This window comes from Pseudomonas sp. NBRC 100443 (genome assembly GCF_030268185.1).
Taxonomy (GTDB): Bacteria; Pseudomonadota; Gammaproteobacteria; order Pseudomonadales; family Pseudomonadaceae; genus Pseudomonas; species Pseudomonas citronellolis.
Genome location: NZ_BSQE01000019.1, coordinates 66174 through 90537, shown reverse-complemented (window position 1 = coordinate 90537; position 24364 = coordinate 66174). Strand labels below are relative to the sequence as shown.

Genomic DNA, 24364 nt, shown 5'->3' with positions numbered 1-24364 from the left:
GCGACTGTCTCAGACCAGTGCGTTGCGCTTGGCGAACTCGATCAGGTCGACCAGCGAATGGGCATTGAGCTTCAGCAGCAGGCGCGTCTTGTAGGTACTGACGGTCTTGTTGCTGATGAACATCTGCTCGGAGATGTCCTTGTTCGAATAACCATTGGCCAGGTATTGCAATACCGACATTTCCCGGTCGGAGAGGCGCTGGATGAGTTCATGGTCATCCATGCTGCCGTTGTTCTTGCGCGCCGGGCGCACGGCCGTGCTGGGGAAATAGTTGTACCCGGCGATCACCGCATTGACCGCGCTGATCAACTCGGCCAGCCCGCCCTGCTTGCAGACGAACCCGGAGGCCCCGGCCTGCATGCAGCGCATGGCGTAGAGCGAGGCGCTCTGGCCGGTCAGCACGAGGATCTTCAGGGGCAGGTTGAACGCGGTCAGACGGCTGATGACTTCTAGCCCGTCCAGCTTGGGGATGCCGATGTCCAGCACCACCAGCTCCGGCAGCAGATCCTTCACCAGGGACAGGGCGTCCACGCCGTTGTCGGTTTCCCCGATGATGGTATGACCTTCCTTTTCCAGCAGAACGCGCATTGCCATCCGTATCACCGGATGATCATCGACGATAAGAACCTTGCTCAATTTTCAATCTCCGACAGACTTCCCAAGAGTGCGCCGTAAGATATCGTCTAGGAAATCAGTGTCGAGATTAACTGGTGCCACTTTTAACATCTTAAGTAAATTCCCATACATCAAAGTATAAATTCCTACACAAACTTGATCGACCAACTTCCGTTAACTTTCAAGCCGGACTTTTTCAACACCTCCTAATGCAATTTCCTACAACGGAAATGGAAGTTTTTTAAATAAATGGCACCCGCCAGCCGGCACACTGCGGCCGTTATCCAATTCGGTACGCGCGACCATGAACATATCGATCCCATCCAGCCTGCTGGTGCTGGAGGACCATGCATTTCTGCGCGAGGCCACCGTGCACGGCTTGCGGGTCCTCGGCTACGAGCAGGTCCTGGCCGCCGGCGACGGGGACAGCGCCATCGAACTGCTGAGGCAGAAGGGCGGAGTCGACATCTGCATCTGCGACGTGCTGCCGCCGGGCATGGACCTGCTCGGGTTCCTGCGCCTGGCGGCCCAGGAGAAGCTGCTGCGGGCGATCATCGTGGTCAGCGAGGTCCCCGCCGACCTGCGCCGGGCCATCGCCCACATCGCCACGCTGTACGGCCTGTCGGTGCTCGGCGAGCTGACCAAGCCGCTGCAGATGTCCAGCCTGCAGGCACGCCTGCGCCACTACAGCCCTGCGCCCGCCGCCGCCCCGCCGCTGCCGCGGCCGACGCCATCGGCGCTGGAGGTCTGGCAGGCCATGCGCAACCGGGAGCTCAGGGCCTACTACCAGCCCAAGGTCGACCTCGACACCCTGCAGGAGATCGGCGCCGAGGTGCTGGTGCGCTGGGACCACCCGGTCCACGGGCTGTTGCGCCCGGCCTACTTCCTCGCCGCGATCCGCCGGATGAAGCTGCTGCCCGACCTCTTCGACCTGGTCCTGGACCAGGCCCTGGATTTCGCCCGGCGCGAGCTGCGTCACGGCACCCAGCGGGCGCTGTCGATCAACATCGACCTCGAGGTGCTGCAGCAGCGCGACCTGGCCGGCCACCTGAAGGAAAAACTGCGGCAGACCGGCGTCGACCCTGCCAGCCTGACCATCGAGATCATCGAAGGGGGGCTGGCGACCACGCCCCTGGCCAGCCTGGAGAACCTCACCCGCCTGCGCCTGCTCGGCTGCAACGTCGCCATCGACGACTTCGGCACCGGCTACTCCTCGCTGCAGCGCCTTTGCGACCTGCCCTGCAACGAAATCAAGCTGGACGCCTCCTTCATCCGCGACATGCAGCACAACCCGCGCACCCACGAGTCGGTCGCCAGCACCCTGGTGCTGGCGCGCCACCTGCAGTTGCGGGTGATCGCCGAGGGCATCGAGACCTACCAGCAACTGCAGCGCATGCGCGAACTGGGCTGCCGGTTCGGCCAGGGCTTCCTGTTCGCCCGGCCGATGTCGGAGGACGCCTATCGCCACTGGACGGGCGTCGACCTGCAACCGCCGGAGACGGAAGCCGGCTCCGCGCTGGAGTTGGAGGGCGCGCAGAACCCACCGGGCTGAACCCGGGGCGGGCGCCCACCCTCAGCCCGTTCTCAGCCAGGCTGGTGAATGGGCTGCTCCGGATACCAGGCATCCTGCAGGGGGCTGACCGAACTGCCGCTCAGCTCGCCCTGCTGCTTCAGCCAGTCCTCCACGGCCTTGCGCTGCTCCTCGGTGACCGAGCCGCGGCGCGCCAGGCACACGAAGCCGAAATCGTCGCAACCGGTATAGGCCAGGCCGTTGGCGGTAATGGCCTGCTCCACGAAGCGCTTCAGGAAGGCCTGCTGCTCCTGTTCGGGGAGCCCTTCGCGATAGTCGAGCGACAACTCGAACCCCAGTTCCTGGAATTCATCGACGCAGAGTTTCTTGCGCAGACGACGGGAACGGTTGCTGGCCATGTGGCGGATCTCCTCGATTGATGACGGCATGCGGGGCTGGGCGGGAGCCGCCCCGCACAGACTCTAGCAGCTCGGGCGCGGCGCTCCCACGCGCATCGGCTCACAAACCCCAGCGCATCCCGCAACGGCTTGCGGCATAATGCGCCGGCGCGTTGCCGCGTCACTGGCGCAATCGTCTATCGTCAGTGTCTTCTTTCGTCACCTTCGTCATGTCAATGCCCTGAACCGGGATTTCACTTCAAATATGTTCAAGTCACTGCGTGTTCTCGCCTTCGCCACCCTGCTGCCCTTCGCCCTGCCCACCCTGGCCGCCCCGATCAAGTCCGCCCTGCCCGAACGGGTGGAGAAGGCGCTCAAGGCCAGCAAGCTGACCAACGACGCCCTGTCGCTGGTGATGATCCCCCTGGATGGCCCGGGTACGCCCACCTACTTCAACGCCGACGTCTCGGTGAACCCGGCCTCGACCATGAAGCTGTTCACCACCTATGCCGCCCTGGAGCTGCTGGGCCCCACCTACCAGTGGAAGACCGAGTTCTACACCGACGGCAAGCTGCAGGACGGCGTGCTCAACGGCAACCTCTACCTCAAGGGCGGCGGCGACCCCAAGCTGAACCTGGAAAAGCTCTGGCTGATGATGCGCGACCTGCGCGCCAACGGCGTGCTCAAGGTCAACGGCGACCTGGTGCTGGACCGCAGCTACTTCAACCAGCCGCAGCTGCCGGTGTTCAACGATGACGGCGGCGACGACAACAAGCCGTTCCTGGTCGGCCCCGACGCCGCCATGGTCAACCTCAAGAGCGTGCGCCTGGTGGTGCGCAGCGAAGGCAACCAGGCCTCGGTGATGATGGACCCGCCGCTGGCCAACGTGCGCCTGGAGAACCAGATCAAGGTCAGCGGCCCGGCCAACTGCCCGGCCTGGCCGAAGCTGCGCTTCGTGCCGGAAACCCGCGCCGAGGGCACCGTGCTGGTGGCCGCCGGCGAGATTCCGCGCGGCTGCAGCGCGCAGACCTACATGTCGCTGCTCGACCATCCGGGCTACACCGCCGGCGCCATCCGCGGCATCTGGCAGGAACTGGGCGGCAGCATCAGCGGCGCCGACCGCCAGGGCACCGTGCCGAAGAACGCCACCCTGCTGGCCCGCGCGCTGTCGCCGGACACCGTGGACATCATCCGCGACATCAACAAGTACAGTAACAACACCATGGCCCGCCAGGTGTTCCTCAGCATCGGCGCGCAGAACCGCACCAGCGCGGACGCCAACGATGGCCTGGCGGCACAGCGGGTGATCCGCCAGTGGCTGGCGCGCAAGGGCATCACCGCTTCGCACCTGGTGATGGAGAACGGCTCCGGCCTGTCCCGCGACGAGCGCGTCAGCGCCCGCGAGATGGCTGCCATGCTGCAGGCCGCCTGGCACAGCCCCTACGCCTCGGAGTACATCTCCTCGCTGCCGATCGTCGGCGTCGACGGCACCATGCGCAAGCGCCTGCGCCACACGCCCATGACCGGCGAGGCCCACGTCAAGACCGGCACCCTCAACACCGTCCGCGCCCTGGCCGGGTTCAGCCGCGACGCCCGCGGCAACAACTGGGTGGTGGTGGCCATCCTCAACAGCAACCGGCCGTGGGGCGCTTCGTCCATCCTCGACCAGGTGCTGCTGGACCTCTACGCCTCCACCCGCGGCCAGTGAAACCGGCCGCGGGGCCCTGGCGAATCAGCGAGCGCTGATGCGCCAGGCCCGGTGGATCTTCGGGTTGCGGGCGAAGTCCGGGTCGAGGGTCTGGGCGCTGATGTCCTCGACCTGGTAGCGCGCCGCCAGGCTCGGCTCCAGCTCGAACTTGCGGAAGTTGTTGGAGAAATACAGCACGCCGCCCTTGGCCAGGCGCGTCATGGCCAGGTCGATCAGCTCGACCTGGTCGCGCTGCACGTCGAACACCCCCTCCATGCGCTTGGAGTTGGAGAAGGTCGGCGGGTCGATGAAGATCAGGTCGTACTCGCCGCGGTCCGCCCGCAGCCATTCCATGACATCGCTCTGCACCAGCTTCTGCTTGTCGGAGAAACCATTGAGCGACAGGTTGCGCCGCGCCCAATCCAGATAGGTCTTCGACAGGTCGACGCTGGTGGTGCTGCGCGCGCCGCCCTTGGCCGCATGCACAGTGGCGGTGGCGGTGTAGCAGAACAGGTTGAGGAAGCGCTTGCCGGCGGCCTCGCGCTGCAGGCGCAGGCGCATCGGCCGGTGGTCGAGGAATAGCCCGGTGTCCAGGTAGTCGGTGAGGTTGACCAGCAGGCGCACGCCGCCCTCCTCCACTTCCATGAAGCGGCCTTCGCTGTTCTGCCGCTCGTACTGCTTCCTGCCGGCCTGGCGCTCGCGGCGCTTGATGACGATGCGCTCGCTGGGGATGCCGAGGGCCTGCGGCAGCGCCGCCAGGGCGTCGAGCAGGCGGGCCTGGGCCTTGGCCGGGTCGATGGACTTGGGCGCGGCGTATTCCTGCACGTGCACCCAGTCGCGGTACAGGTCCACGGCCAGGGCGTACTCGGGCATGTCCGCGTCATACACGCGGTAGCATTCGATCTTCTCGCGCCTGGCCCATTTGCCCAGTTGCCTGAGGTTCTTCTGCAGGCGGTTGGCGAACATCTGCCCGCCCTCGCTCAGGCGCGCCGGCTCCGCCGGAGCTTGCACGGCGCCGTCCTGGCGCGCCTCGGCACCGCGCTCGCCGGTGACGAACTGGCGCGGCTCCACCTCGAACATCAGCAGCTTGCACGGCAGTGCGCCGTTCCAGAAGGCGTACTGCTTGTGGCTACGGATGCCCATGCGCTTGCCCAGCTCCGGCGCCCCGGTGAAGACCGCGGCGTTCCAGCCCAGGCAGGCCTGGCGCAGGCGCTCGCCCAGGTGCTGGTAGAGGTACAGCAGGCTGGCCTCGTCGCCCAGGCGCTCGCCGTAGGGCGGGTTGCAGATCACCAGGCCGCGCTGGCCCTTGTCCGGGCGCGGTTCGAAGGTGGCCAGCTCGCCCTGGTAGACCTTCACCCATTCGCCCAGACCGGCGCGCTCGATGTTGTTGCGCGCCGGCTGGATCAGCCGCGGGTCCGCCTCGTAGCCGCGGATCCACAGCGGCGGCCGCGCCAGGCCGACGGCGGCGCGTTGCTCGGCCTCGGCCAGCAGCTTGCGCCAGAGGACCGGGACGTGGCCCAGCCACTTGTCGAAGCCCCAGTGCTCGCGTTTGAGGTTGGGGGCGATGTCGGCGGCCATCAGGCCGGCCTCGATCAGGAAGGTGCCGACGCCGCACATGGGGTCGGACAGCGCCCCGCCCTCGGCGGCCAGCTGCGGCCAGCCGGCGCGGATGAGGATGGCCGCGGCGAGGTTTTCCTTCAGCGGCGCGGCGCCCTGCTGCAGGCGGTAGCCGCGCTGGTGCAGGCTGTGCCCGGAGAGGTCCAGGGACAGCACCGCCTGGCCGCGGTCTAGGTGCAGGTGGACGCGGATGTCCGGGTTGACCTTGTCCACCGTCGGCCGCCGGCCGAACTCGGCGCGCAGGTTGTCGACGATGGCGTCCTTGACCTTGAGCGCGCCGAAGTGGGTGTTGTCGATGCCCGAGCCCTTGCCGCTGAACTCCACCGCCAGGCTGCCGCCGGGGTCCAGGTGATCGCTCCAGTTGACCGCGTTCACGCCCAGGTAGAGTTCCTCGGCGTTGGCCACCGGGAAGCGCGCCAACACCAGCAGCACGCGGTTGGCCAGGCGCGACCAGAGGCACAGCCGGTAGGCCGTCTCCAGGTCGCCGCGGCCGCGCACGGCGGACACCTGCGCGCGGGCATCGCTCAGGCCCAGCGCCTGCGCCTCGTCCAGCAGCAGGCCATCGAGGCCCTTGGGGCAGGTGAGGAAGAGTTCGTAGTGTTCCGACATCGCCATTCCCGGGCCGCAGCCCTTTCCAGAGGGGCCTCGGCCCCTGTTGAGCGGATGCCGCGTGAAAACGCTGGCACCCGGCCATGGTTCATTTCAAAAGGTTTCACAAAACCTGCGACCCGAGGTCGCAGGTACTTGCCCGCTCGTCGGGATGAGAGAACCTCTCAATTTCCTGGCAGTTCGCCAGGCTGCCTCGCACAAGCCCCTGAACATGCGGTTTCGGGCAATTTGCCCGACCCGCCCGGGGGAAAAACTTATGGCTTGAACCCATAAGAGTTAAGTCTTTATGACAAATTGGTTGTTCACAGGCTCGAAGCCCATGGTTTAGAACTCAGCTTAACCCGTCGCCGCAAAGGTGTCGGGCGGGGTCTGTCACGCCGGCAACAGGCCCCTTTTTGGCGGAACTGTCCGCCAGGCCTCCCCAGGGGGCCAACGGGACATAACAGTCAACAAGTGAGGGCAACACCCTATGAGAAGACTCAAGCGTGATCCGTTGGAAAGAGCCTTTATGCGCGGTTACCAGTACGGCATCAGTGGCAAGTCTCGCGATCTCTGTCCTTTCACCCATCCCACCACCCGGCAGTCCTGGCTCAATGGCTGGCGCGAGGGTCGCGGCGACAACTGGGATGGCCTCACCGGCACCGCCGGTCTTCAACGTCTGAATCAGATGCAACACGCCACCAGTTGACCAAAGGATCACACCGATTTCCCCAAGGCACGCCCCATCCGGGCGGCAGGGCGTAAGCCCAAGGGCTCCGAAAGGAGCCCTTTTTATTTGCCCGCGCGCTGCGCCTGGGCGATGGCGTCCACCGCCTCGCGGATCAGCGCCGGCCCCTTGTAGATGAAGCCCGAGTAGATCTGCACCAGGCTCGCGCCGGCGGCGATCTTCTCCGCCGCGTGGGCGCCCTCGGTGATGCCGCCGGCGGCGATGATCGGCAGGCGGCCGCCCAGTTCGCCAGCCAGCACCTTGACCGTGTGGGTGCTCTTCTCGCGCACCGGCGCGCCCGACAGGCCGCCGGCCTCGTCACCGAACGGCAGCCCCTCGACGCCTTCGCGGCCCAGGGTGGTGTTGGTGGCGATCACCGCATCCATCCCCGCCTCCACCAGCGCCGCGGCGACCAGGGCGGTTTCCTCGTCGGTCATGTCCGGGGCGATCTTGATCGCCAGCGGCACGCGGCGGCCATGCTGTTCGGCCAGGTCTTCCTGGCGCTGGCGCAGGGCCTCCAGCAGTTGCTTGAGCGAGTCGCCGAACTGCAGGCTGCGCAGGCCCGGGGTGTTCGGCGAACTGACGTTGACCGTGACGTAGCTGGCGTGGGCGTAGACCTTGTCCAGACAGATCAGGTAGTCGTCCACCGCGCGCTCGACCGGGGTATCGAAATTCTTGCCGATGTTGATGCCCAGCACGCCGCGGTACTTCGCGGCCTTGACCCGCTCCACCAGGTGGTCGACGCCCAGGTTGTTGAAACCCATGCGGTTGATGATCGCGGTGGCCTGCGGCAGGCGGAACAGCCGCGGCTTGGGGTTGCCCGGCTGCGGGCGCGGGGTGACGGTGCCGATCTCGACGAAGCCGAAGCCCAGCTGGGCGAAGCCGTCGATGGCGTCGCCGTTCTTGTCCAGGCCGGCGGCCAGGCCCACCGGGTTGGGGAAGTCGATGCCCATGACCTGCACCGGCAGGCTGGCCGGCTTCGGGCAGAACAGGCCGTTGAGCCCCAGGCGGCCGCCGGCGCCGATCAGGTCGATGGACAGCTCGTGGGAGGTTTCCGGGGAGAGTTTGAACAGCAGCTCGCGGGCCAGGCTATACATGGTCGGGCATCGGTCGGCAAAATGGGGCGCTAGTATAGCCGGCCGGCCTGTCCCTAGGCGAGGCGCGGCCGCGGCGGGCCCCGGCATGGCGCCCGCCCTTGAAAGGAAGGAAGCAACATTTGTCACTGCCCGGAAGCACAACCGCGACTGGCTTACCTATGCTTAGGGCTGTCGGCCGGGCATCGGGAGTTTGCCTTCGATCATGAATCCACCCCGCAACATGGCCCAGCGCCTCGCGGCCATCGCCCAGCGCCTGGGGCTCGGCAACGCCGACCTGCACAAGGTCTCGCAGCGCACCCGGTCCCTGGCCCTGAGCTTCAGCGCCCCGGCGAGCCCGCCCAGCGGCATCGGCTGGCAGTCCGGCGCGCCGCTGTACCGCCTGATCGACCTGCCGCGCGGCGCCCTGTCCGGGCCGGTGCAGGAAGACAAGGCGCGCGCCCATGCCGCACTGAAGAAACTGGTCGGCTCCCGTCTGCTGGAGCTGCACGATGTCGACCTGCGCGAGGTGGACGGCCTGTGCACCCGCGGCCCCCTGGCGAATTCGGCGCTACCCGACTTCGAAGCCGTGGCGGCCGGCGACGCCGGACGCAAGGTGCGGATCATCAGCTACCGGGATTTCGGCAAGGCGCTCGGGCAGGCCCTGCCCGGCTTCGAGCGCGGCGTGGAGCTGCAATTGCGCCAGGCCGACTGGCATGGCCAGCGGCTGTTCCTGGAGCTGGACAACCACACCGAGGCGTTCGCCTGCGCGGTGGCCTATGCGCGCCGCCGCGGCCTGGAACTGCGCCTGCCCGGCAGGGTGCGCCAGTTCAGCCTGCAGGGCAGCGCCCTGGACGACCTGGAGCGGCGCTACCACATGCTGGCGATGCCGACCCAGGCCTGGAGCGATGCCGGGTTCATGGGCCTGCTGCTGGACACCGGCCTGCCCTATGCGCGCTTCGGCCTGTTCAACAGCGAAACGCCGGAATCCCTGCTGCTGCCCAAGGACCACCCGCAAGCCGACGAATTCGGCGCCGGCCTGCGCAGCATCGGCGCCCCGGACCTGCTGGGCTACCTGCGCGGCTGCGTCGCCTAGTCCCGCGTCTCTTCTTCGGACTCGTCGTCATCGTCGTCGGTCTCTGCGACGAGCTCGCGCCCCGGCTCATGGCGCAGGCGCTCGAGCACGTCGTGGTGGCGGTTGCGCCACTCCTCCAGGCTGAGGCTGCTGCTCTCCAGCAATGCGGGGTTCTGCTCCACCAGGTAGACGGCGGCGGACTGCGCCGAATCGGCGATCTCCCAGGCCACCGACGCCGAGTCGATGGGCCCTTCGTAGGTGATCCAGCGGGCGAAATCCGGATAGACGCTGCAGACCTTCTCGAAATCCTCGTCGCGCATGCGCTGGCGACCGAACTCGATGTTCTCCACCGTCTTGGCCTTCATGCCGACGATCTTGGCGAATTCCGGGCGTTTGAGCCCGGTCAGCTCACGCAGGCCACGCAGTCTTTCCCCAGCGGTAAAAAGGAAACGTTTCTTCACGATCTGTAATCCATTTCCGGACATTCGAAGCACCATACAAAAACACTAATATTTAGTGTATTGTCTCGAGAGAGTCATTTAGTCTCCCTCCCCTAATAGCGCAGGCCATGGTGCAGGACACCACATGAAAGTGGAAGAACCCTTCTCCCCCGCTCCCGAGGACGAAACCTATTACCTGAGCCTCGAGCGTTTCGCCGAATTGCTCGGGATGTCCGATCAGCCGGAGGTTCTGGAGGAATGGATCGCCAACGGCAAGCTGCCGACGCGGGTAATTGCAGGACATCGCCTGGTTGACCTCAGAGCATTCCTACGCTCGGACGGGAAGCCAAAGCCCTGAACACGCCGGAACTCCCACATTTATAAGCAGCCCACCGGGAACAGGTGCGCGGTCATCCGCCATGCCTGGAGAATAGCCAGGGCGTTTTTCCCTGGCAGGGGCCGCCGGAAGGACGGCGGCCGAGGGGGCATCACTCTTCCCGGCTGGCCTCGACCAGGCGTTCGTAGGCCGGCGCCGCCGGAATGCCGATTTCCAGGCACAGGGCCATGACCCTTTCCAGGTCGCAGCGGTACACCAGCACCGCCTGCAGTTCGTCGTCCAGCGGTTCGCTGAAGTCCAGCAGCACGTAGCCGCCCTTTTCCGGATAGAGCGCGCCGAGCTGCACCTGGATGCGCTTCAGCGCGGCGAGCGGCTCGGCCTTGTGCAGCTGCTTGGCCTGCAGCACGAAGTTCACGCTGGCGTCGAACGAGGCGCGGATGCCTTCGAACAGTTCCTTGTAGTCGTCGCCCTGGAACAGCACGATGTCCGGCAGGCTGCCGACCACCACCCACTCGCCCAGCGGGATGGGGAAGCTGTCGTCGTAGTTGATGTCCGGGTTGGCGGCGAGGAAGGCCTCGGGGTCGGCGTAGGCCGCGGCGGCATCCTCGGCGATCTGGCGGATTTCCTCCGCGCCCATGCAGCCGGAGCTGATCAGGGTAAGGAGTTCGACGAGCTGTTCTTTCATGGCGCGGTCCCGGGAAGTGGCGAAGGCCGCGAAGGATAGCCGGATTCGGCCCGGCTTGCTGGGCCGCCGGAACCTATTGGCGCTCCCGGGTGTCGGAAGCCGGCTCGGACGATAGCGACTATCGACCGGGATGATTTCCCTGGCCGGCCGCTCATCGCTAGCCTTTGCCCATCCCCACTATCCATGCCCCGGGTGAACCCGCCATGTTCCGATCCCTTTCCAGCCTGGTGCTGGCCGTCCCCGTGCTGGTGGGCTGCGCCGCGCAACCGGCAGCCACCGAGCCCCAGCGGGCGTACAGCGACGCCGAGGTCAAGGCCTTCGCCCTGAAGATCCTCAGCGCCAGCAACATGGACAGCGACCTCTACGCGCGCTACCGCCGCGCCCTGACCGAGCCGCACCACGGCAACAGCGGCAGCTGAGGCCGCTCAGGGCGTCTCGACTTCCATCTCCGCCGGGTTCTCCACCCACACCAGGTTGCCATGCTCGTCGTTGTGCAGGGTCACCACCTGGGCCCCGTGCAGGCGGGCCAGGGTATCGCCACTGATGTTGAAGCTGCGCGACAGCGCCTGCCGGGACAGGTCGGGCATGCGTGAGCGGCGTTCGTAGCGCGCCGCGCGAATCTGGTTGTAGCGGGCCCAGGACACCAGCAGCGCGGCGATCAAGGCGCTGCACAGCACATAGACCATCAGCGTATCGAGCGTCTGCAGGAACTGCCCGCCCCAGTCCAGGCGCGGCCCTCGCCAGCCGCTGGCGAGCAGGCTGGCGATGCCGCGCTCCATCAGCCAGACGAAGATCGCCCAGGCGCACAGGGTCAGCAGAACGTCCAGGCTCCGGGGCAGCCAGTGCTGCGGTGTCTTGATCAGGTTCATCACGAACTCCTCTTGATGCCACGGTCGGGGCTGGTCCAGCGCGCCCGGGCCTGGCGCGTCTTGAGCATGACCTTGGGGAAACTCACCAGGGTGGTCAGCAAGGTGACCAGCCAGAAAGCGAAGGGGTACCAGATCACCCAGAACAGCGAACTCGCCAGGTGACGCTCATAGCGCCTTTCGATCAGCAGGCTCAGGGCGAACTGCAGCAGGCACACGCAGGCCAGCAGCAGCCCGGTGAAGGCCGGCGGCACTATGTTGGCGACGCGCAGGCTGGGCGGCATCTCGACCACCAGGCCGAGCGCCCAGAGCAGGACCGACAGCAGGAAGGTGAAGGCCCAGGCCGCCGACAGGCTGAACTCGATCAGCAGCGGCCACATGTAGCGGTAGCGCCAGGTCCAGATGCTGCGGATGTTCTTCAGCAGCACCTCGGCCCCGCCCTGCGCCCAGCGCAGGCGCTGCTTCCACAGACCGCGCAAGGTCTCGGGCATGAGGATCCAGCACAGCGCGCGCGGCTCGTAGAAGATCGACCAGTGATCCAGCTGCAGCTTCCAGCTGATGTCGATGTCCTCGGTGATCATGTCCGTGCTCCAGTAGTCGACCCGCGCCAGGGCCGTGCGGCGGAACGCGGCGACCACGCCGGAGACGGTGAAGACCCGCCCGTAGACGCGCTGGGTGCGCTTGATCAGGCCGATGATGGAAGAGAACTCGCCGACCTGGACGCGGCCGATCAGCGTCGAGCGCGTGCGGATGCGCGGGTTGCCGGTCACCGCGCCGACCCGCGGGTTGTCGATCAGCGGGGCCACCAGGTAGGCCGCGGCGTTGGCGTCGAGCAGCGCGTCGCCGTCGATGCACACCAGGTACTCGCTGCGCGCGGCCAGCGCGCCCATGCGCAGGGCCACGGCCTTGCCCTGGTTCTGCGCCAGGTGCAGCACGCGCAGCCGCGGCTCGCCTTCGGCCAGGGCATCGAGCACCTGCGCGGTGTTGTCGGAGGAACCGTCGTTGATGGCGATGACTTCGATGTTCGGATAGTGCTGCGCGAGGGCCGCGCCTATGGTGTCGGCGGCGTTGTCGCCCTCGTTGAAGCAGGGGATCAGGATCGACACCAGCGGCTCGCCGGCGAGATGCGGGACGTCCTCCGGCCAGGCCCAGTGGCGTTCCCAGTGCGCCCAGAAGTAGATGCCGCCGGCCATCCACAGGGCCGACATGAACAGTGGATAGAAGAACACGAAGTTCAGCAGTATCTCGCCGGTGAGGACGATGGCTACGCCGATCGGGCCGCCGAGCAACAGCAGCAGGACCAGCAAGGCAACGATGCGATCGATCATGGCTCGGGGTACCAGGCGTTGGAGATGGCCGGACGCAGCGCCTTGAGTTCGGGCTGGTCGTTGACGAAATCGTCCGGGTAGTAACCGAAGCTGCGCACGCCCTCCCACTGCAGGCGGTGCATCCAGCGCCGCAACTGCGCGGCGTCGATGGGCGCCTCGCGCCCCTCGCGCCAGTCGCGCGCCTGCAGTTCGAAGACGCTGCGCTGCAGCGCGCCGGGGCGCTTGGCCACTTCGCGCACCAGGCGCTGCAGCCAGGCCTCGGACTGCTCCAGGGGCACGCCCTCCATCAGCGGCATGGCCATGGGCGCGGTCCAGTCGTAGGCGGCCAGGAAGTCGTCCAGGTTCTGCGCGAACCAGGCTTCGCTCTGCGGTTCGAGGATCGGCAGCGCATAGATGTTGCGCGCCGTCTGCACCTGCGGGCCGCGGATGGCGCGCACGCGCTCGGCGAGCTGGCGGGTGAAGTCGATGAGGTAGCGGCTCTTGAAGCGCGTCCAGCGCTGCAGCGTCTGCGCATCGCCGCGCAGGCTGGCGATGTCGCCCGGCAGGCCGGCCGCGCGATAGGCCGCCAGCGCCTGGGGCCCGGCATCCTCGAAGTCGGAGAACAGCGCGTCGTCGTGGAACAGCAAGCCGGCGAAGGCGGCGTGCCCGGCCAGGTCCTCGTAGATCTCGGTGATCTGCCGGCGTACTTCGGGGTCGAACGGCGACAGCCGCCGGTACTGCTGCGGGTCGATCTCCAGGCGCCCGCTGTGCGGGTCCCAGCGCTGCACCCGCGGCAGCTGCGGCGACAGGTCGAAGGCCAGCACCGGCATCCAGGCGAACACTTCCACGCCGGCGCGGGTGCGCAGCTGCCAGGCGGCGCGGTTGAACAGGTCGGCGCGCATCGGCAGGTGCCGGTTGGGGAAGTACAGCGCTTTCACCGTGCCATCGCCCAGCGGGTCGGCATAGGCCTGGAGGAACACGGTGTTGATGCGCAGGTCGGCTATGCGCTGCACCAGCTGCCCGAGGTTGGCCTCCATCTGCTGCGGGTCGGGGTCGTAGACGTAGTCCAGGTCGACGTGGGCGACGCGCAGGTTGTCCTGCGCCTGGACGCGGCTGATGGCCGAGGTGAAGTGATGCAGGTCGGGGTCGCCGTTGAGCAGGAAGCGCGGCAGGTTGTCCAGGTGGTCGATGCTGCCCAGGCCATCCTCGAGGGTCAGGGCCAGGGCGTAGCCGTCGTCGCCGACCACCTGCAGGGCGGTGCCGCTGGCCGCGCCGTAGGGCCACACCCACACCCGCGGCGCCTTGCCGGTGATGCTTTGCAGGGTGCGGCTGATGCGCTTGACGTCGATGCCCACGCGGTTGCGGTATTCGGCCTCGGTTTCGTAGCGCCCGGCATTGGCCAGGTACAGGCGGTTGGCCGCTGCCGGCAGCTGACTGCCCTGCGGGTTGCCGGGGCCGCCGAAGTGCAGGGCCTCGGTGTGCGCGCCTATTTCCACCAGGCCGGACCGGGCGATTTCCGCGAGCTGCTGGCGGGTGAGGAAGCGCCGGCGCTCCACCGCCAGGCCGCCGAAGTCCACGCGCTGCTGGTCCGGGGTATCCAGCCAGACGCCCACCGGCGCCATGATCGCCGGCCAGTCGTAGGCCTTCAGGATCGGCAGCACGCGCTGGTAGAAGCTGCTGTAGCCGTCGTCGAAGCTCAGCAGCAGCGGTTTCTCCGGCAGGCTGCCGCGGCCGGCGCGGGCGGCCAGCAACTGGTCCACGGAAATCGCCTGGAAGCCCTGCTCGTGCAGCCAGGCCAGCTGGTCCACCAGGTTGGCGGTGCGCACGGTCATGAAGGCCTGGTTGGCGTCGCTGTCGGCGATCTCGTGGTAGGCCAGGGTCAGGATGCGCCCCGACGGCCAGGGCTTCTCGTTGGCGGCGAGGGTGCGTTGCGCCGGCTCGACGAAGGGGGGCGCCTCGCTGGCGCAAGCCCCGATCAGCAGCGCCAGCCCCAACAGCAGGAAACGGTAGGTGGCTCTCATGTTCGGGTCCTAGAAGCGGTAGCTGAGGTCGAAGACCAGGCGGTAGTCCAGTTCGCGGTCGCCGTCGTAGGGGCGGCTGACGGCGGACAGGTTGAAGCCTGCGTCGAATCGGTCGTCCAGGCTCAGGCGCTGGCCGTAGCCGAGCAGGCCGACGGCGCCGGTGCCGTGGTGCTGCTGGCTGTAGCTGCCGGCGCCGAGCTGGCCCTGCTGGGTCCAGCGCGTCTGGTAGCGGCGGTAGAGGGTGTGCTCCAGGTTCAGGCTGGGCAGCAGCAGCAGGTCCGACTTCGGGTTGAAATAGGGGACGTCCTCCGACTTGCTGTTGCGGCTGCCGGAAACCTCCAGGCCGAGGTCCGCCACCAGGTAGGGCGAGCTGTAGACACGCTGGCTGCCGGTCAGGGCGAGTTCGTGGCGCATGTTGCCGTCGCTGAAGTGCGAGGGCGAATAGGCCAGGCGCCATTCGCGCTGCTCGTTCTGGCGCCAGCGCAGGTAGCCGTCCAGGCGGTCGGAGCGGATGCCGCTGTTGAGCGCCCGCAGCGTCGTCTCGCGGGACAGGCGCGCGGCGCTCCAGCCGTACTGCCATTGGTCGTCGATGTCGTGGACGCCGGACAGCCGCAGGCCCAGCTTGTCGCCGTCGCCGTAATCGTTGTGCGACACCTCCGCCTCCAGCGTGGTGTTGCGCCCGGTCCATTCGCTGCCGACGCGCTGCCAGCGGTAATGCCCGGTGCCTTCCTCGAAATCGCCGGTGGCGTAGCCGGCGCCGCCGAACAGCCGCCAGTGGTCGGCGATGGGCGGGCTGTAGAGCACGCTGTCGAAGCCCAGGTCGCGGCTGCCGTTGACCTCGCCGCCGTTGGCATGACCGCCGTAGGCGCTGATGCGCAGCTCAGCCATGTGGTGGACCTGGCGCAGGTAGTCCAGGCGCTGGGCCTGCAACTGTTCGGGGAAGCGCTGGATGACGTCGTCGGCCAGCAGGTCCAGCTGCCGCCATTCCTGCAGCTCGCGCGCCACCATGCCCTGCTCGGTTTCCAGGGCCACGCCGCGTGGGTCGGTGCTTTCGGCGATCTTCAGCTGGTCTTCGGCGCGCCGCGGCCAGCCGCGGGACAGGTAGGTGCTGGCCAGGCCGGTGCGCAGCCGCGAGTTGTCCGGCGCGCTTTCCACCAGGCTTTCATAGTCCTGCTGCGCCGCCGGCAGGTCGTTGCGGTACAGCCGGCCGTTGGCCTGCAGCAGGCGGGCCTCCAGCCAGTCGTCGTTGGGCAGGGCCACGCCCATGCCCGGCGGATGCAGCCGCATCGGCTGCTGCGCCACCAGGCCATCGCTCAGGGCAGGCACCTCGTCGAGTCGTTCGCTTTCCACCAGGGCGTAGAACAGCCCCTGGTGGTCGTCCATCCAGTCGCTGTCCTTGTCGTTCTCGCTGGCGATCACCTGGCGGTAGAGTTCCGCGGCCCGCTCCGGCTGGCGCTGGTACAGGCTGGCGCCGGCGACCCAGCGCAGGGCATAGGGCGGCAGCTCCACGCCCTCGGCATGCAGCCGTTCGTATTCCTCGACCACCTCGGCCATGCGCGCCCGGGCATAGAGGCCGCCCAGGCGGTCGATGCGCACCCGGCGCACCTCCTGCGCCGCGGCCGGGTCACTGGCCCATTGCGCGAGCGACTGGTCGGCCAGGGCGATGGCCCGGTCGGCGACCACGAAGCGCTCGCTGTCGCGCAGGGGCGACACTTCCGCCAGACGCACCAGCTCGGCGACGCGGTCGGCCTGCAGGCTGCGCTGCTGCGCCGCCGACAGCACACCGGGGTGGCGCTCGCCGAAGGCCAGCGCCTGGCGCGGCAGGCCGGCGGCCTGCAAGGCATCGACGTATTCGCTGAGCACACGGCTTTGCTGCGGGGCCAGTTGGCGGGCCTGGTCCACCTGGAACAGCGCCGCATAGGGCTCGCCCATCTGCTGGTGGACATAGGCCAGGGCCAGGCGCCGCTCGGCATCGCGCGGCGCGGCGGCGACCAGGGCCGCGGCCTTCTGCAGCGCCTCGGCGCCACGCCCGGCATCCACCAGGGTCATCGCCTGGCCTTGCTGCAGGGCCTGATCGCCGGGGTAGGCGGCCAGGCCGCGACGGTAGGCCTCCAATGCCTGGGGCCAGCGCTTGAGGTTGCGATAGGCCCGCGCCACCGAGGCCCAGGCGCCGCTGGACAGCCGCGCCTGGGGATGGCGCTGGTAGGTCTGCAGCACCTCCTCGTCCAGCCCCGCCCAGCCGGCGATGATCAGGTGATCGTCGAGGCGCGCGGGGTCGTCGGGGTTCTGCCGCAGGCGCTGCAAGGCCGGCTGGTAATTGCCGGCGCGGGCCTCGCGCACCAGTTGGTCGTAATCCTCGGCGGCCTGGGCCCAGGCGCTGCCGAGCAGCAGCACGGCCAGGCAACCGCCCATGGGGAGCCGTCGCTGGAGAAGCTGCGAAGCGAGAAAGGACAAGGAGGTCTTGGACAGCACGAAGCAATCATCCCTAACTGCATGGAAGCCGCGCGAAAGCCGACACTCTGTCGATAACTGACGCAGCCGCCGCATGCCGGTTTATTGACATTGAGGCGAGAAGAAAAGCTTTCCGTCAGAATTTAGTCAACTGCCGTTCGCGAAAAAACGCTGACGTCCTACGACGAACCACTCATCTCGGCCAAGAAGAAGACAATAAATTGACGAATACAGCCAAAACCTGGCAGCGCGATTTTTTGACGGAGGTGCGCTACGACTTCACAAGAGAGGCCATTCGGGGGCCTTAATACCGATAAATATCGACATTTATTCTTGTTTATCGGGAAACCCGTCGATGGATGGCCAATAGCCATTGGCCATAGTCGGTTCTTCTGAAGGATCGAAAATAAAAGTAACAAGATATTTCATAACTACCTCCTGTCCGAAAAGGATCCTGTGGGTGGAAGGAGGAAGGCAGGGTGATGGGGAAAGTGTCGGTATCAGGCTCCCTCGACGTCGCGCCATTCTTCTGAACGCTGTCGATGGGGACAGTGAGAATAACGGCGTTATTTTCTCGGCATATTCATGATTATGTTGCCGTATTAAATATACGGCCCTTCTTTTGAACTCCAGCCACTTCCTCCGAATAGTTCTCAAGTCTTGCCCAGCAAAATATCCACGCACCCATTACCCCATATATTTCGCAGCTGCCCCCATCAGAACAAGAAAGTTCTCGGTTGATCCCTGGCGAGTGTCTGGTATTTGAGGAGCATGGCCCTCGATATTCTTTGCCGCGGCTCAAGATGAGCCGTACTTGAAGCATTCAAGCTTTTATCTAAGGGATATCGGTCCAATGAAACCTTTCAAACTCCTGCTGCTGACTTCCGCCACCTGCCTGATGGCGAACCATGTGCTGGCCGCCGACGGCGTCATCAATTTCACCGGTGAAATCACTGCTGCTTCCTGCGTCGCTTCGGGAGGCGCCGGCGCCTCCGTCAGCGGTAGCAAAGGCAATCAGATCATCGACGTGAACCTCGGCAAGGTCAGCATGGACGCCCTGGGCGGTTCCGCCGAAGCGGGCCTGGCCGCCGGCACCGCGATCAACCTGAACCTGGACTGCGGCAACACCGCCGCCGGCCTGAGCACCGTCAAGTTCGGCTTCGACCCGCTGTCCGGCTCGGGCGTCGACCCGAAGAACAACAGCCTGCTGAAGACCACCGGCACCGCCAGCGGCGTGGGCATCGGCATGTTCGATGCGGACAGCCACCTGATCAACCTGTCCGCCAACGAAACCTACGTCGCCCCGCTGATCAAGACCGGAGAAGGCCAGGACGCCCAGTACAGCGCAACGCTGAACATGCGTGCCTCCTACGTGGCCAACGGCAACCAGCTCCAGCCCGGCACCGCCAACGGCACCCTGCCCTTCACTCTGACCTACGAGTAAGCCACCGAACGGGAGCGCCCAGCGCTCCCGTCACCCTGCGAGTCGAACGATGAAACCCAGGTTCCTGTTTCGCACCAGCCTGTTGCTGGCGCTTTGCTCCCTTTCCGACCTGTGCCTGGCCGCCATCCAGGTCGGCGGCACGCGGGTCGTATTCCCCGCGACCGACCATGAAGCCTCCATCCAGGTACGCAACGAAGGCACCGAGGACATCATGATCCAATCCTGGATCGAAGCCGCGCCGGGCCAGTCGGAAAGCGACCTGCCCTTCGCCATCACTCCGTCGCTGGCGCGCCTGGGCCACAAGAAGCAGCAGATGCTGCGCATCTTCTACCAGGGCAAGGGCCTACCGGAGGATCGCGAATCCGTGGTCTGGCTCAGCGTCCAGGAGATTCCCCAGGTCTCCAGGACCGAGAACAGCCTGCAGGTCGCCTTCCGCCAGCGCCTGAAAATCTTCTACCGGCCGAAGGGGCTGCCGGGCACGGCCGACGAGGCGGCGAACAAGCTGAGCTGGAAGGTCCTGGAAACTGCCGACGGGCTGGTGCTGCAGGCCGCCAATGATTCGGCCTTCCATGTTTCATTCGGCCAGGTGAAGGTCATTGCCGGGCAGAAGGAATATCCGGTCCAAGCCGCGATGATAAGTCCGCAGAGTAGCGAAAAGATGAAGATCGAAGGTCTTCCGAAAACGTTTAGAGATAGCGCGGAAGTTCACTGGGAATCCATAAATGATTATGGCGCCCTGATAAAACACAAGGCTTCGATTCAACTCTGACGCGTTTTTGAATCCTCTCCACACACTCCTCATGTACTTCGTGGGATATCACGCCCATGGGGCTTCCTGCGCAGAAAAACACTGTTCCGGCAGGGCGCCCACTCCTTTCGAGAAAGATGAAAAACATCAGGAAGAAACCGAGCAGAAAGGACGCCAGGATGCGTTTCAACAAAGGATTCCCTTACTTGGCCGCCGTCAGCCTGCTGGGTGCGACCTCGGTATCCGCCACGCAATTCAACCCAATGTTCCTCAAGGACAAGGGTGCCCAGGTCGATCTGCGTTTCTTCGAGAAAAGCAACGGCATGCTGCCGGGGACCTACAGCGTCGACCTCTACCTGAACCAGCGCCTGGAGCGCCGCCAGGACATCGCCTTCAAGACCGACGAGAAGGCCGAAAAAGACGATGCGCAACCGGTCCTGAGCCTCGGCCTGCTGCGCGAGATCGGTGTGGACGTGGAGCGCCTGAAGAAGGAAGGCATCGTTCCCATTGATAGCGGCGACGCCGAACCGGTCGCCCTGCTGCGCATCGAGGGGGCGTCCGTCGAAATGGACGTCTCGAAACTCGCGCTGTATCTCAGCGTGCCCCAGGCCTATATCAAGCGCCACTCGCGCGGCTACGTCGACCCGTCGCTGTGGGACGACGGCGTGGCCGCGTTCTTCAGCAACTACCAGTTGAACTTCAACCGCAACAGCGGCGACGGCAGGCGCAGCGACTATGGCTACCTGGGGCTGCGCAACGGCTTCAACCTCGGCCAGTGGCACCTGCGCAACGAGTCGTCGATCAGCCAGAGCACCGGCGTATCACGCAACTTCTCCAGCAATCGCACCTACCTGGAGCACGACGTCACCGCCCTCAAGGGCCGCTTCGCCATCGGCCAGCTGTACACCAGTGGCGACATCTTCGACAGCAGCCGCTTCCGCGGCGTCCAGCTCGGCTCGGACGTCGGCATGCTGCCCGACAACGAGGCCGGCTATGCGCCGGTGGTGCGTGGCATCGCCGAAAGCCACGCGACCGTGGAAGTGCGCCAGAACGGCTACGTGATCTATTCCACCAGCGTGTCCCCGGGCGCCTTCGAGATCCGCGACATCTACCCCGGCGGCTCCAACGGCGACCTGGAAATCACCGTCATCGAATCCGACGGGCGCAAGCGCAAATTCACCCAGGCCTATTCCTACCTGCCGGTGATGGTCCGCCGCGGCACCTTCCAGTACAGCCTGTCGCTGGGCAAGTACGACAACGACGGCTCGGAATCGCCGCAACTGATGCAGGGCACGGCGGTCTACGGCGCGACCGACAACCTGACCACCTACGGCGGCATGCTCGGCGCCGACGGCTACACGGCATTCAACTTCGGCCTGGGGCTCAACACCCCCCTGGGCGGGACCTCGCTGGACGTGACCAACAGCCGCTCGCGGCCCGACCGCGGCAAGGCCGCCAGCGGCCAGAGCGCGCGTTTCCTCTACTCCAAGACGCTCAACAGCACCAACACCACCTTCACCATGGTCGGCTACCGCTATTCGACAGTGGGCTACCGCACCCTGAGCGAACACATCCAGGAAATGGGCGAGGTCGACCACCAGAGCTTCGCCAGGGGCCGCCCGAAAAACCGCCTCGATCTCAACATCAACCAGACGCTGGGCGGCTACGGTTCGCTCTTCCTCAGCGCCGGCGAAACCAACTACTGGGACCGCAGCGGCAACACGCGGCGCCTGCAACTGGGCTACAGCGGCAACCTCGGCGAGGTCAGCTACAGCATTTCCGCCTCGCATACCCGGAGTGCGGGCGGCTGGGCCGACACGGACAATCAGTTGTCCTTCTCGGTGAGCATTCCCTTCGGCTCAACGCGCTCGCAACGCCTCTACAGCAGCTACACGAGCAGCAGCCGCGGCGACGACAGCCTGCAGGCCGGCGTTTCCGGCTACCTCGACGACGCCAACACCCTGTCCTACTCGGCCCAGACCGGGCGGTACGGCAGCGAGCACTCGGGCAGCGTCGGCCTGGCCTGGGACGCGCCCTCGGCCAAGCTCGCCGGCAACTATTCGAAGTCCGACGACTCGCGCCACCTGGACCTCACCGCCTCCGGCTCCATGGTGGCCCATAGCGGTGGTGTGACCTTCAGCCAGCCCGTGGGCGAAACCTTCGCGCTGGTGGAAGTGCCCGGGGTGAAAGGCGTGGGCATCGGCGGCTCGACCGCGCGCACGGATGGCGCCGGCTACACCGTGGAAGGCTACGTGCAGCCCTACCGCTACAACTACCTGGACCTCGACACCCAGACTCTGGGCGTCGACGTGGACGTCGACGAGACCTCGCAACGCGTGGTGCCACGCCGTGGCGCGGTGGTCAAGGCACGTTTCGCCGCCGCCTCCGGCCGCCGCGTACAACTCGACCTGAGCCTGGCCGACGGTAGCAAATTACCCTTCGGCGCCCAGGTGTCCGACGCCAGCGGCAAGCTGCTGGCGGTGGTCGACAACCAGTCCCGCGCCCTGGTGTTCGGCCTCGAGGACCAGGGCCGGCTGACCGTCAGTTGGGCCGATGGCAGTTGCTCGGCGCCCTACGAACTGCCGAGCAGGGACGCATCCCTGACCTACGACCAGGTGCAACTCGTCTGCGGCGTTCCATCCAGCGACGGAGCAAATCCGTGAAGAAACTCGCTCTCCTTCCCTTGATCATCCTGGGCGCGGCAGGCATCGATACAGCCCACGCCGCCGACCTCTGTTACTGGTACCCCAACATGAATGACCAGCAGACTCGTATCGAGAACGCTAGGCTGCCCGCCTCAACGCGTCTGTATGAGGCAGCTATCGGCAAGTCGATGGCGGTTATCGATGTATCTATCACGCCCCTCATCGGCGATATAGAGAAAGTCAAATGTGCCATGAGCGTTCCTCGTGTCCGCTGGCAATATTCGGACGACGGGAAAGGGACCAACGTAGGACTCTACGATAATGTGCATAAGACCAACTTGCCCGGAGTGGGTATTCATATCGCTTGGGAGCGGGGGCTGTCTGGGAGCGGTGAATACGAGAACTCACCGACTTCAACAGTCTCTCTCTCGAGGACGGCCAGGCTCGTGTTGGTCCGTACCGCTCGTGAGGTGGCGGGAGGCAACCTCCAGCTGAACCACTGGGTGAAGTTCGTGGTGAACGGCTGGACTGCCGCGGAAGTTGGGCTCGTCGGCCAGATCAACCTGATCAACAATGGCTACTTTTCCGGCTGCACGGGCGTCAAGATGCTCGATCTCCCCATGGGGCGGGTTATGGCCAGCGAGCTGGGCCAGCAGGAGGCGGCCCAGAACTTCAACCTCGACGTATTGTGCAGTGGCTTGCCTGCCGGCTCGAAGCTACCGGTCAAGGTCTATTTCGAAGGCAGCTCGGATGGCCCTGGCCGCCTGAACCTGACGCCGGGCGGCGCCAAGGGCGTGGAGATTGCGCTGACCACCGACAACCCTGGCGTGAAGCTGCCTTTCACCAAGGCTGACGCGTTGGGCATGAAGTGGATCCGCAGCGAACCCAAGGGCGAGCTCTTCCGCCTGCCGATCAGGGCGCAATACGTACGCAAGGGAAAGGAGCCGGTCGGGGGAGGCAAGGCCAACGCCGTGCTCAATTACATTCTCGAATACAACTGAAACGCCTGCGCCGGGCCATGTCCTGCGCCTCTTCCGCCTACTCAGGCAGCAAGGAATCCAAACCGAGCCCCCTCCCCTGGGTTGCCTTGCCCATCCGTCCAACGAAAGAAGATGCCCCCATGAAGATGTCCATTCTTGCGCTCCTCCTGACAGCCCTGGCCGCCGCAAGCATCGGCACAGCCCACGCCCTTCCCATGTGTGGCTGGCCCCGAGACCCCCAGTTCCGCCAAACCAAGACCGAGTTGCCGCCTAGCCTAATAGACCTGGACAATGTACCAATCGGTCAGCCGATGGCCACCGTCATCCTGTTTGTCTATCAGGACAACCTGGGACAGGGGCTTGGTACAAGTTGGCCCTATTGCTCCTCCTTAGTGGACTACGTCTATTGGCGCTTCACGCCAACGAATGCCTCTCTGGCGCCAGGCTACTCGGATGTGTACACGACCAACGTGCCCGGGCTGGGCGTTCGGTATTTTCTGCACCCCTACAGGATGACAAGCGGGGAATATGGGAACTATCGCGGGGCGCACGTCCCGATCCCGCCCACGATCGACATCGAGCTCATCCGTACCGGGCAGAAGGTAGCGACCGGCGATAACATCTACCTGACCTACCCCTCGCTGGGGCTCTACGTAAACGACGAGTATATCCTGGAGATCAGGACCCCCCTCACGTCGCAACTGGCCAGCCGCGGCTCCTTTTCCAGCTGCGTGGGCAGCAAATTTCTCAGCATTCCCTTAGGGCGGGTAACGGCGGACAGGCTGGGCCAGCAGGAGGCCTCCCGCGACTTCGACATCGACGTACTCTGCACGGGCGTGCCGGCGGGCTCGCAGTTGCCGGTCAAGGTCTATTTCGACGGCAACTCGGACGGCCCCGGCCGTCTCAACCTGACGCCGGGCGGCGCCAAGGGCGTGGAGATCGCGCTGACCACCGACTGGGGCCTGAAGCTGCCCTTCGCCAAGGCCAGCGCGCTGAACATGAGCTGGATCAGGACCGAAGCCACGGGCGAGCGCTACCGCCTGCCGGTCAAGGCGCAATACGTGCGCAAGGGCGCGGATCCAGTCACTCCAGGCATGGCCAATGCCGTGCTCAACTACATTCTCGAATACGACTGATCCTCCTGCGCAGG

Annotated in this window: 21 protein-coding genes; 11 read left to right on the top strand and 10 right to left on the bottom strand. The window is 65.8% G+C overall.

Annotated elements, in window-relative coordinates; translation table 11 throughout:
* Window positions 1-9 precede the first annotated feature (9 nt).
* Entirely contained in the window at window positions 10-636 is a 627-nt protein-coding gene (locus QSJ95_RS23125; RefSeq protein ID WP_024128782.1) for a response regulator transcription factor, read from the bottom strand.
* Window positions 637-919: 283 nt separating this feature from the next.
* Between QSJ95_RS23125 and QSJ95_RS23120 the strand changes: the two genes are divergently transcribed.
* Complete coding sequence (locus QSJ95_RS23120) at window positions 920-2167, top strand: EAL domain-containing response regulator (protein WP_043319078.1); 1248 nt, start codon at window positions 920-922, stop codon at window positions 2165-2167.
* Window positions 2168-2199: 32 nt separating this feature from the next.
* Here QSJ95_RS23120 and QSJ95_RS23115 read toward each other — a convergent pair whose 3' ends face one another.
* Window positions 2200-2544 carry a YggL 50S ribosome-binding family protein gene (locus QSJ95_RS23115; protein WP_058071976.1) on the bottom strand — a complete coding sequence of 115 codons (345 nt, stop codon included), beginning with the start codon at window positions 2542-2544 and terminating at the stop codon, window positions 2200-2202.
* A gap of 244 nt (window positions 2545-2788) precedes the next feature.
* On the opposite strand from QSJ95_RS23115, the gene dacB reads away from it, so the two are divergent.
* The gene (gene dacB / locus QSJ95_RS23110; protein ID WP_058071977.1) at window positions 2789-4231 is read left to right on the top strand and encodes a D-alanyl-D-alanine carboxypeptidase/D-alanyl-D-alanine endopeptidase; all 1443 of its coding nucleotides are present in this window, start codon (window positions 2789-2791) and stop codon (window positions 4229-4231) included.
* A 24-nt stretch (window positions 4232-4255) separates the two neighbouring features.
* Here dacB and rlmKL read toward each other — a convergent pair whose 3' ends face one another.
* Complete coding sequence (gene rlmKL / locus QSJ95_RS23105; RefSeq protein WP_285645549.1) at window positions 4256-6436, bottom strand: bifunctional 23S rRNA (guanine(2069)-N(7))-methyltransferase RlmK/23S rRNA (guanine(2445)-N(2))-methyltransferase RlmL; 2181 nt, start codon at window positions 6434-6436, stop codon at window positions 4256-4258.
* 469 nt (window positions 6437-6905) lie between these two features.
* On the opposite strand from rlmKL, the gene rmf reads away from it, so the two are divergent.
* Window positions 6906-7124 carry a ribosome modulation factor gene (gene rmf / locus QSJ95_RS23100; RefSeq protein ID WP_009621292.1) on the top strand — a complete coding sequence of 73 codons (219 nt, stop codon included), beginning with the start codon at window positions 6906-6908 and terminating at the stop codon, window positions 7122-7124.
* Window positions 7125-7207: 83 nt separating this feature from the next.
* Here rmf and QSJ95_RS23095 read toward each other — a convergent pair whose 3' ends face one another.
* Entirely contained in the window at window positions 7208-8239 is a 1032-nt protein-coding gene (locus tag QSJ95_RS23095; RefSeq protein WP_009621290.1) for a quinone-dependent dihydroorotate dehydrogenase, read from the bottom strand.
* 202 nt (window positions 8240-8441) lie between these two features.
* On the opposite strand from QSJ95_RS23095, the gene QSJ95_RS23090 reads away from it, so the two are divergent.
* Window positions 8442-9311, top strand: coding sequence for a DUF6685 family protein (locus tag QSJ95_RS23090; protein ID WP_285645543.1), 870 nt, complete (start codon window positions 8442-8444; stop codon window positions 9309-9311).
* On the opposite strand, the gene QSJ95_RS23085 is transcribed toward QSJ95_RS23090, so the two are convergent.
* Window positions 9308-9751, bottom strand: coding sequence for a helix-turn-helix domain-containing protein (locus tag QSJ95_RS23085; RefSeq protein ID WP_310889450.1), 444 nt, complete (start codon window positions 9749-9751; stop codon window positions 9308-9310). The two genes, QSJ95_RS23090 and QSJ95_RS23085, sit on opposite strands and share 4 nt — an antisense overlap.
* A gap of 124 nt (window positions 9752-9875) precedes the next feature.
* Here QSJ95_RS23085 and QSJ95_RS23080 point away from each other — a divergent pair, with 124 nt between their 5' ends.
* Window positions 9876-10088 (top strand): helix-turn-helix domain-containing protein, encoded by a 213-nt coding sequence (locus tag QSJ95_RS23080; RefSeq protein ID WP_058490704.1) that lies wholly within the window; start codon window positions 9876-9878, stop codon window positions 10086-10088.
* Window positions 10089-10218: 130 nt separating this feature from the next.
* Here QSJ95_RS23080 and QSJ95_RS23075 read toward each other — a convergent pair whose 3' ends face one another.
* Window positions 10219-10752: a hypothetical protein gene (locus tag QSJ95_RS23075; protein ID WP_058071978.1), complete on the bottom strand. Its 534-nt coding sequence runs from the start codon at window positions 10750-10752 to the stop codon at window positions 10219-10221.
* A gap of 203 nt (window positions 10753-10955) precedes the next feature.
* On the opposite strand from QSJ95_RS23075, the gene QSJ95_RS23070 reads away from it, so the two are divergent.
* Window positions 10956-11171 carry a hypothetical protein gene (locus tag QSJ95_RS23070; RefSeq protein ID WP_043319087.1) on the top strand — a complete coding sequence of 72 codons (216 nt, stop codon included), beginning with the start codon at window positions 10956-10958 and terminating at the stop codon, window positions 11169-11171.
* 6 nt (window positions 11172-11177) lie between these two features.
* Here the strand turns inward: QSJ95_RS23070 and pgaD are convergent, their stop codons facing one another.
* From pgaD to pgaA, 4 genes are read right to left on the bottom strand one after another with little or no spacing between them, the layout of a single operon-like run.
* Window positions 11178-11621 carry a poly-beta-1,6-N-acetyl-D-glucosamine biosynthesis protein PgaD gene (gene pgaD / locus QSJ95_RS23065; RefSeq protein WP_009621281.1) on the bottom strand — a complete coding sequence of 148 codons (444 nt, stop codon included), beginning with the start codon at window positions 11619-11621 and terminating at the stop codon, window positions 11178-11180.
* Window positions 11621-12946, bottom strand: a complete 1326-nt coding sequence (pgaC, locus tag QSJ95_RS23060) for a poly-beta-1,6-N-acetyl-D-glucosamine synthase (protein ID WP_285645538.1) — start codon at window positions 12944-12946, stop codon at window positions 11621-11623. Before pgaC ends, pgaD begins: the two co-directional genes overlap by 1 nt.
* Window positions 12943-14946 (bottom strand): poly-beta-1,6-N-acetyl-D-glucosamine N-deacetylase PgaB, encoded by a 2004-nt coding sequence (gene pgaB / locus QSJ95_RS23055; protein ID WP_285645537.1) that lies wholly within the window; start codon window positions 14944-14946, stop codon window positions 12943-12945. Before pgaB ends, pgaC begins: the two co-directional genes overlap by 4 nt.
* A 9-nt stretch (window positions 14947-14955) precedes the next feature.
* Window positions 14956-17358 (bottom strand): poly-beta-1,6 N-acetyl-D-glucosamine export porin PgaA, encoded by a 2403-nt coding sequence (gene pgaA, locus QSJ95_RS23050; protein ID WP_285645535.1) that lies wholly within the window; start codon window positions 17356-17358, stop codon window positions 14956-14958.
* A gap of 892 nt (window positions 17359-18250) precedes the next feature.
* Here pgaA and QSJ95_RS23045 point away from each other — a divergent pair.
* The 5 genes from QSJ95_RS23045 (at window position 18251) to QSJ95_RS23025 (ending at window position 24350) form a co-directional block, all read left to right on the top strand.
* Window positions 18251-18841: a fimbrial protein gene (locus tag QSJ95_RS23045; protein WP_061561076.1), complete on the top strand. Its 591-nt coding sequence runs from the start codon at window positions 18251-18253 to the stop codon at window positions 18839-18841.
* 49 nt (window positions 18842-18890) lie between these two features.
* Window positions 18891-19610, top strand: coding sequence for a fimbrial biogenesis chaperone (locus QSJ95_RS23040; RefSeq protein WP_285645532.1), 720 nt, complete (start codon window positions 18891-18893; stop codon window positions 19608-19610).
* Window positions 19611-19768: 158 nt separating this feature from the next.
* Complete coding sequence (locus tag QSJ95_RS23035; protein ID WP_285645530.1) at window positions 19769-22252, top strand: fimbria/pilus outer membrane usher protein; 2484 nt, start codon at window positions 19769-19771, stop codon at window positions 22250-22252.
* Window positions 22249-23235: a fimbrial protein gene (locus QSJ95_RS23030; RefSeq protein WP_009621267.1), complete on the top strand. Its 987-nt coding sequence runs from the start codon at window positions 22249-22251 to the stop codon at window positions 23233-23235. Before QSJ95_RS23035 ends, QSJ95_RS23030 begins: the two co-directional genes overlap by 4 nt.
* Window positions 23236-23354: 119 nt before the next feature.
* Window positions 23355-24350 carry a fimbrial protein gene (locus QSJ95_RS23025; protein WP_009621266.1) on the top strand — a complete coding sequence of 332 codons (996 nt, stop codon included), beginning with the start codon at window positions 23355-23357 and terminating at the stop codon, window positions 24348-24350.
* Window positions 24351-24364 lie beyond the last annotated feature (14 nt).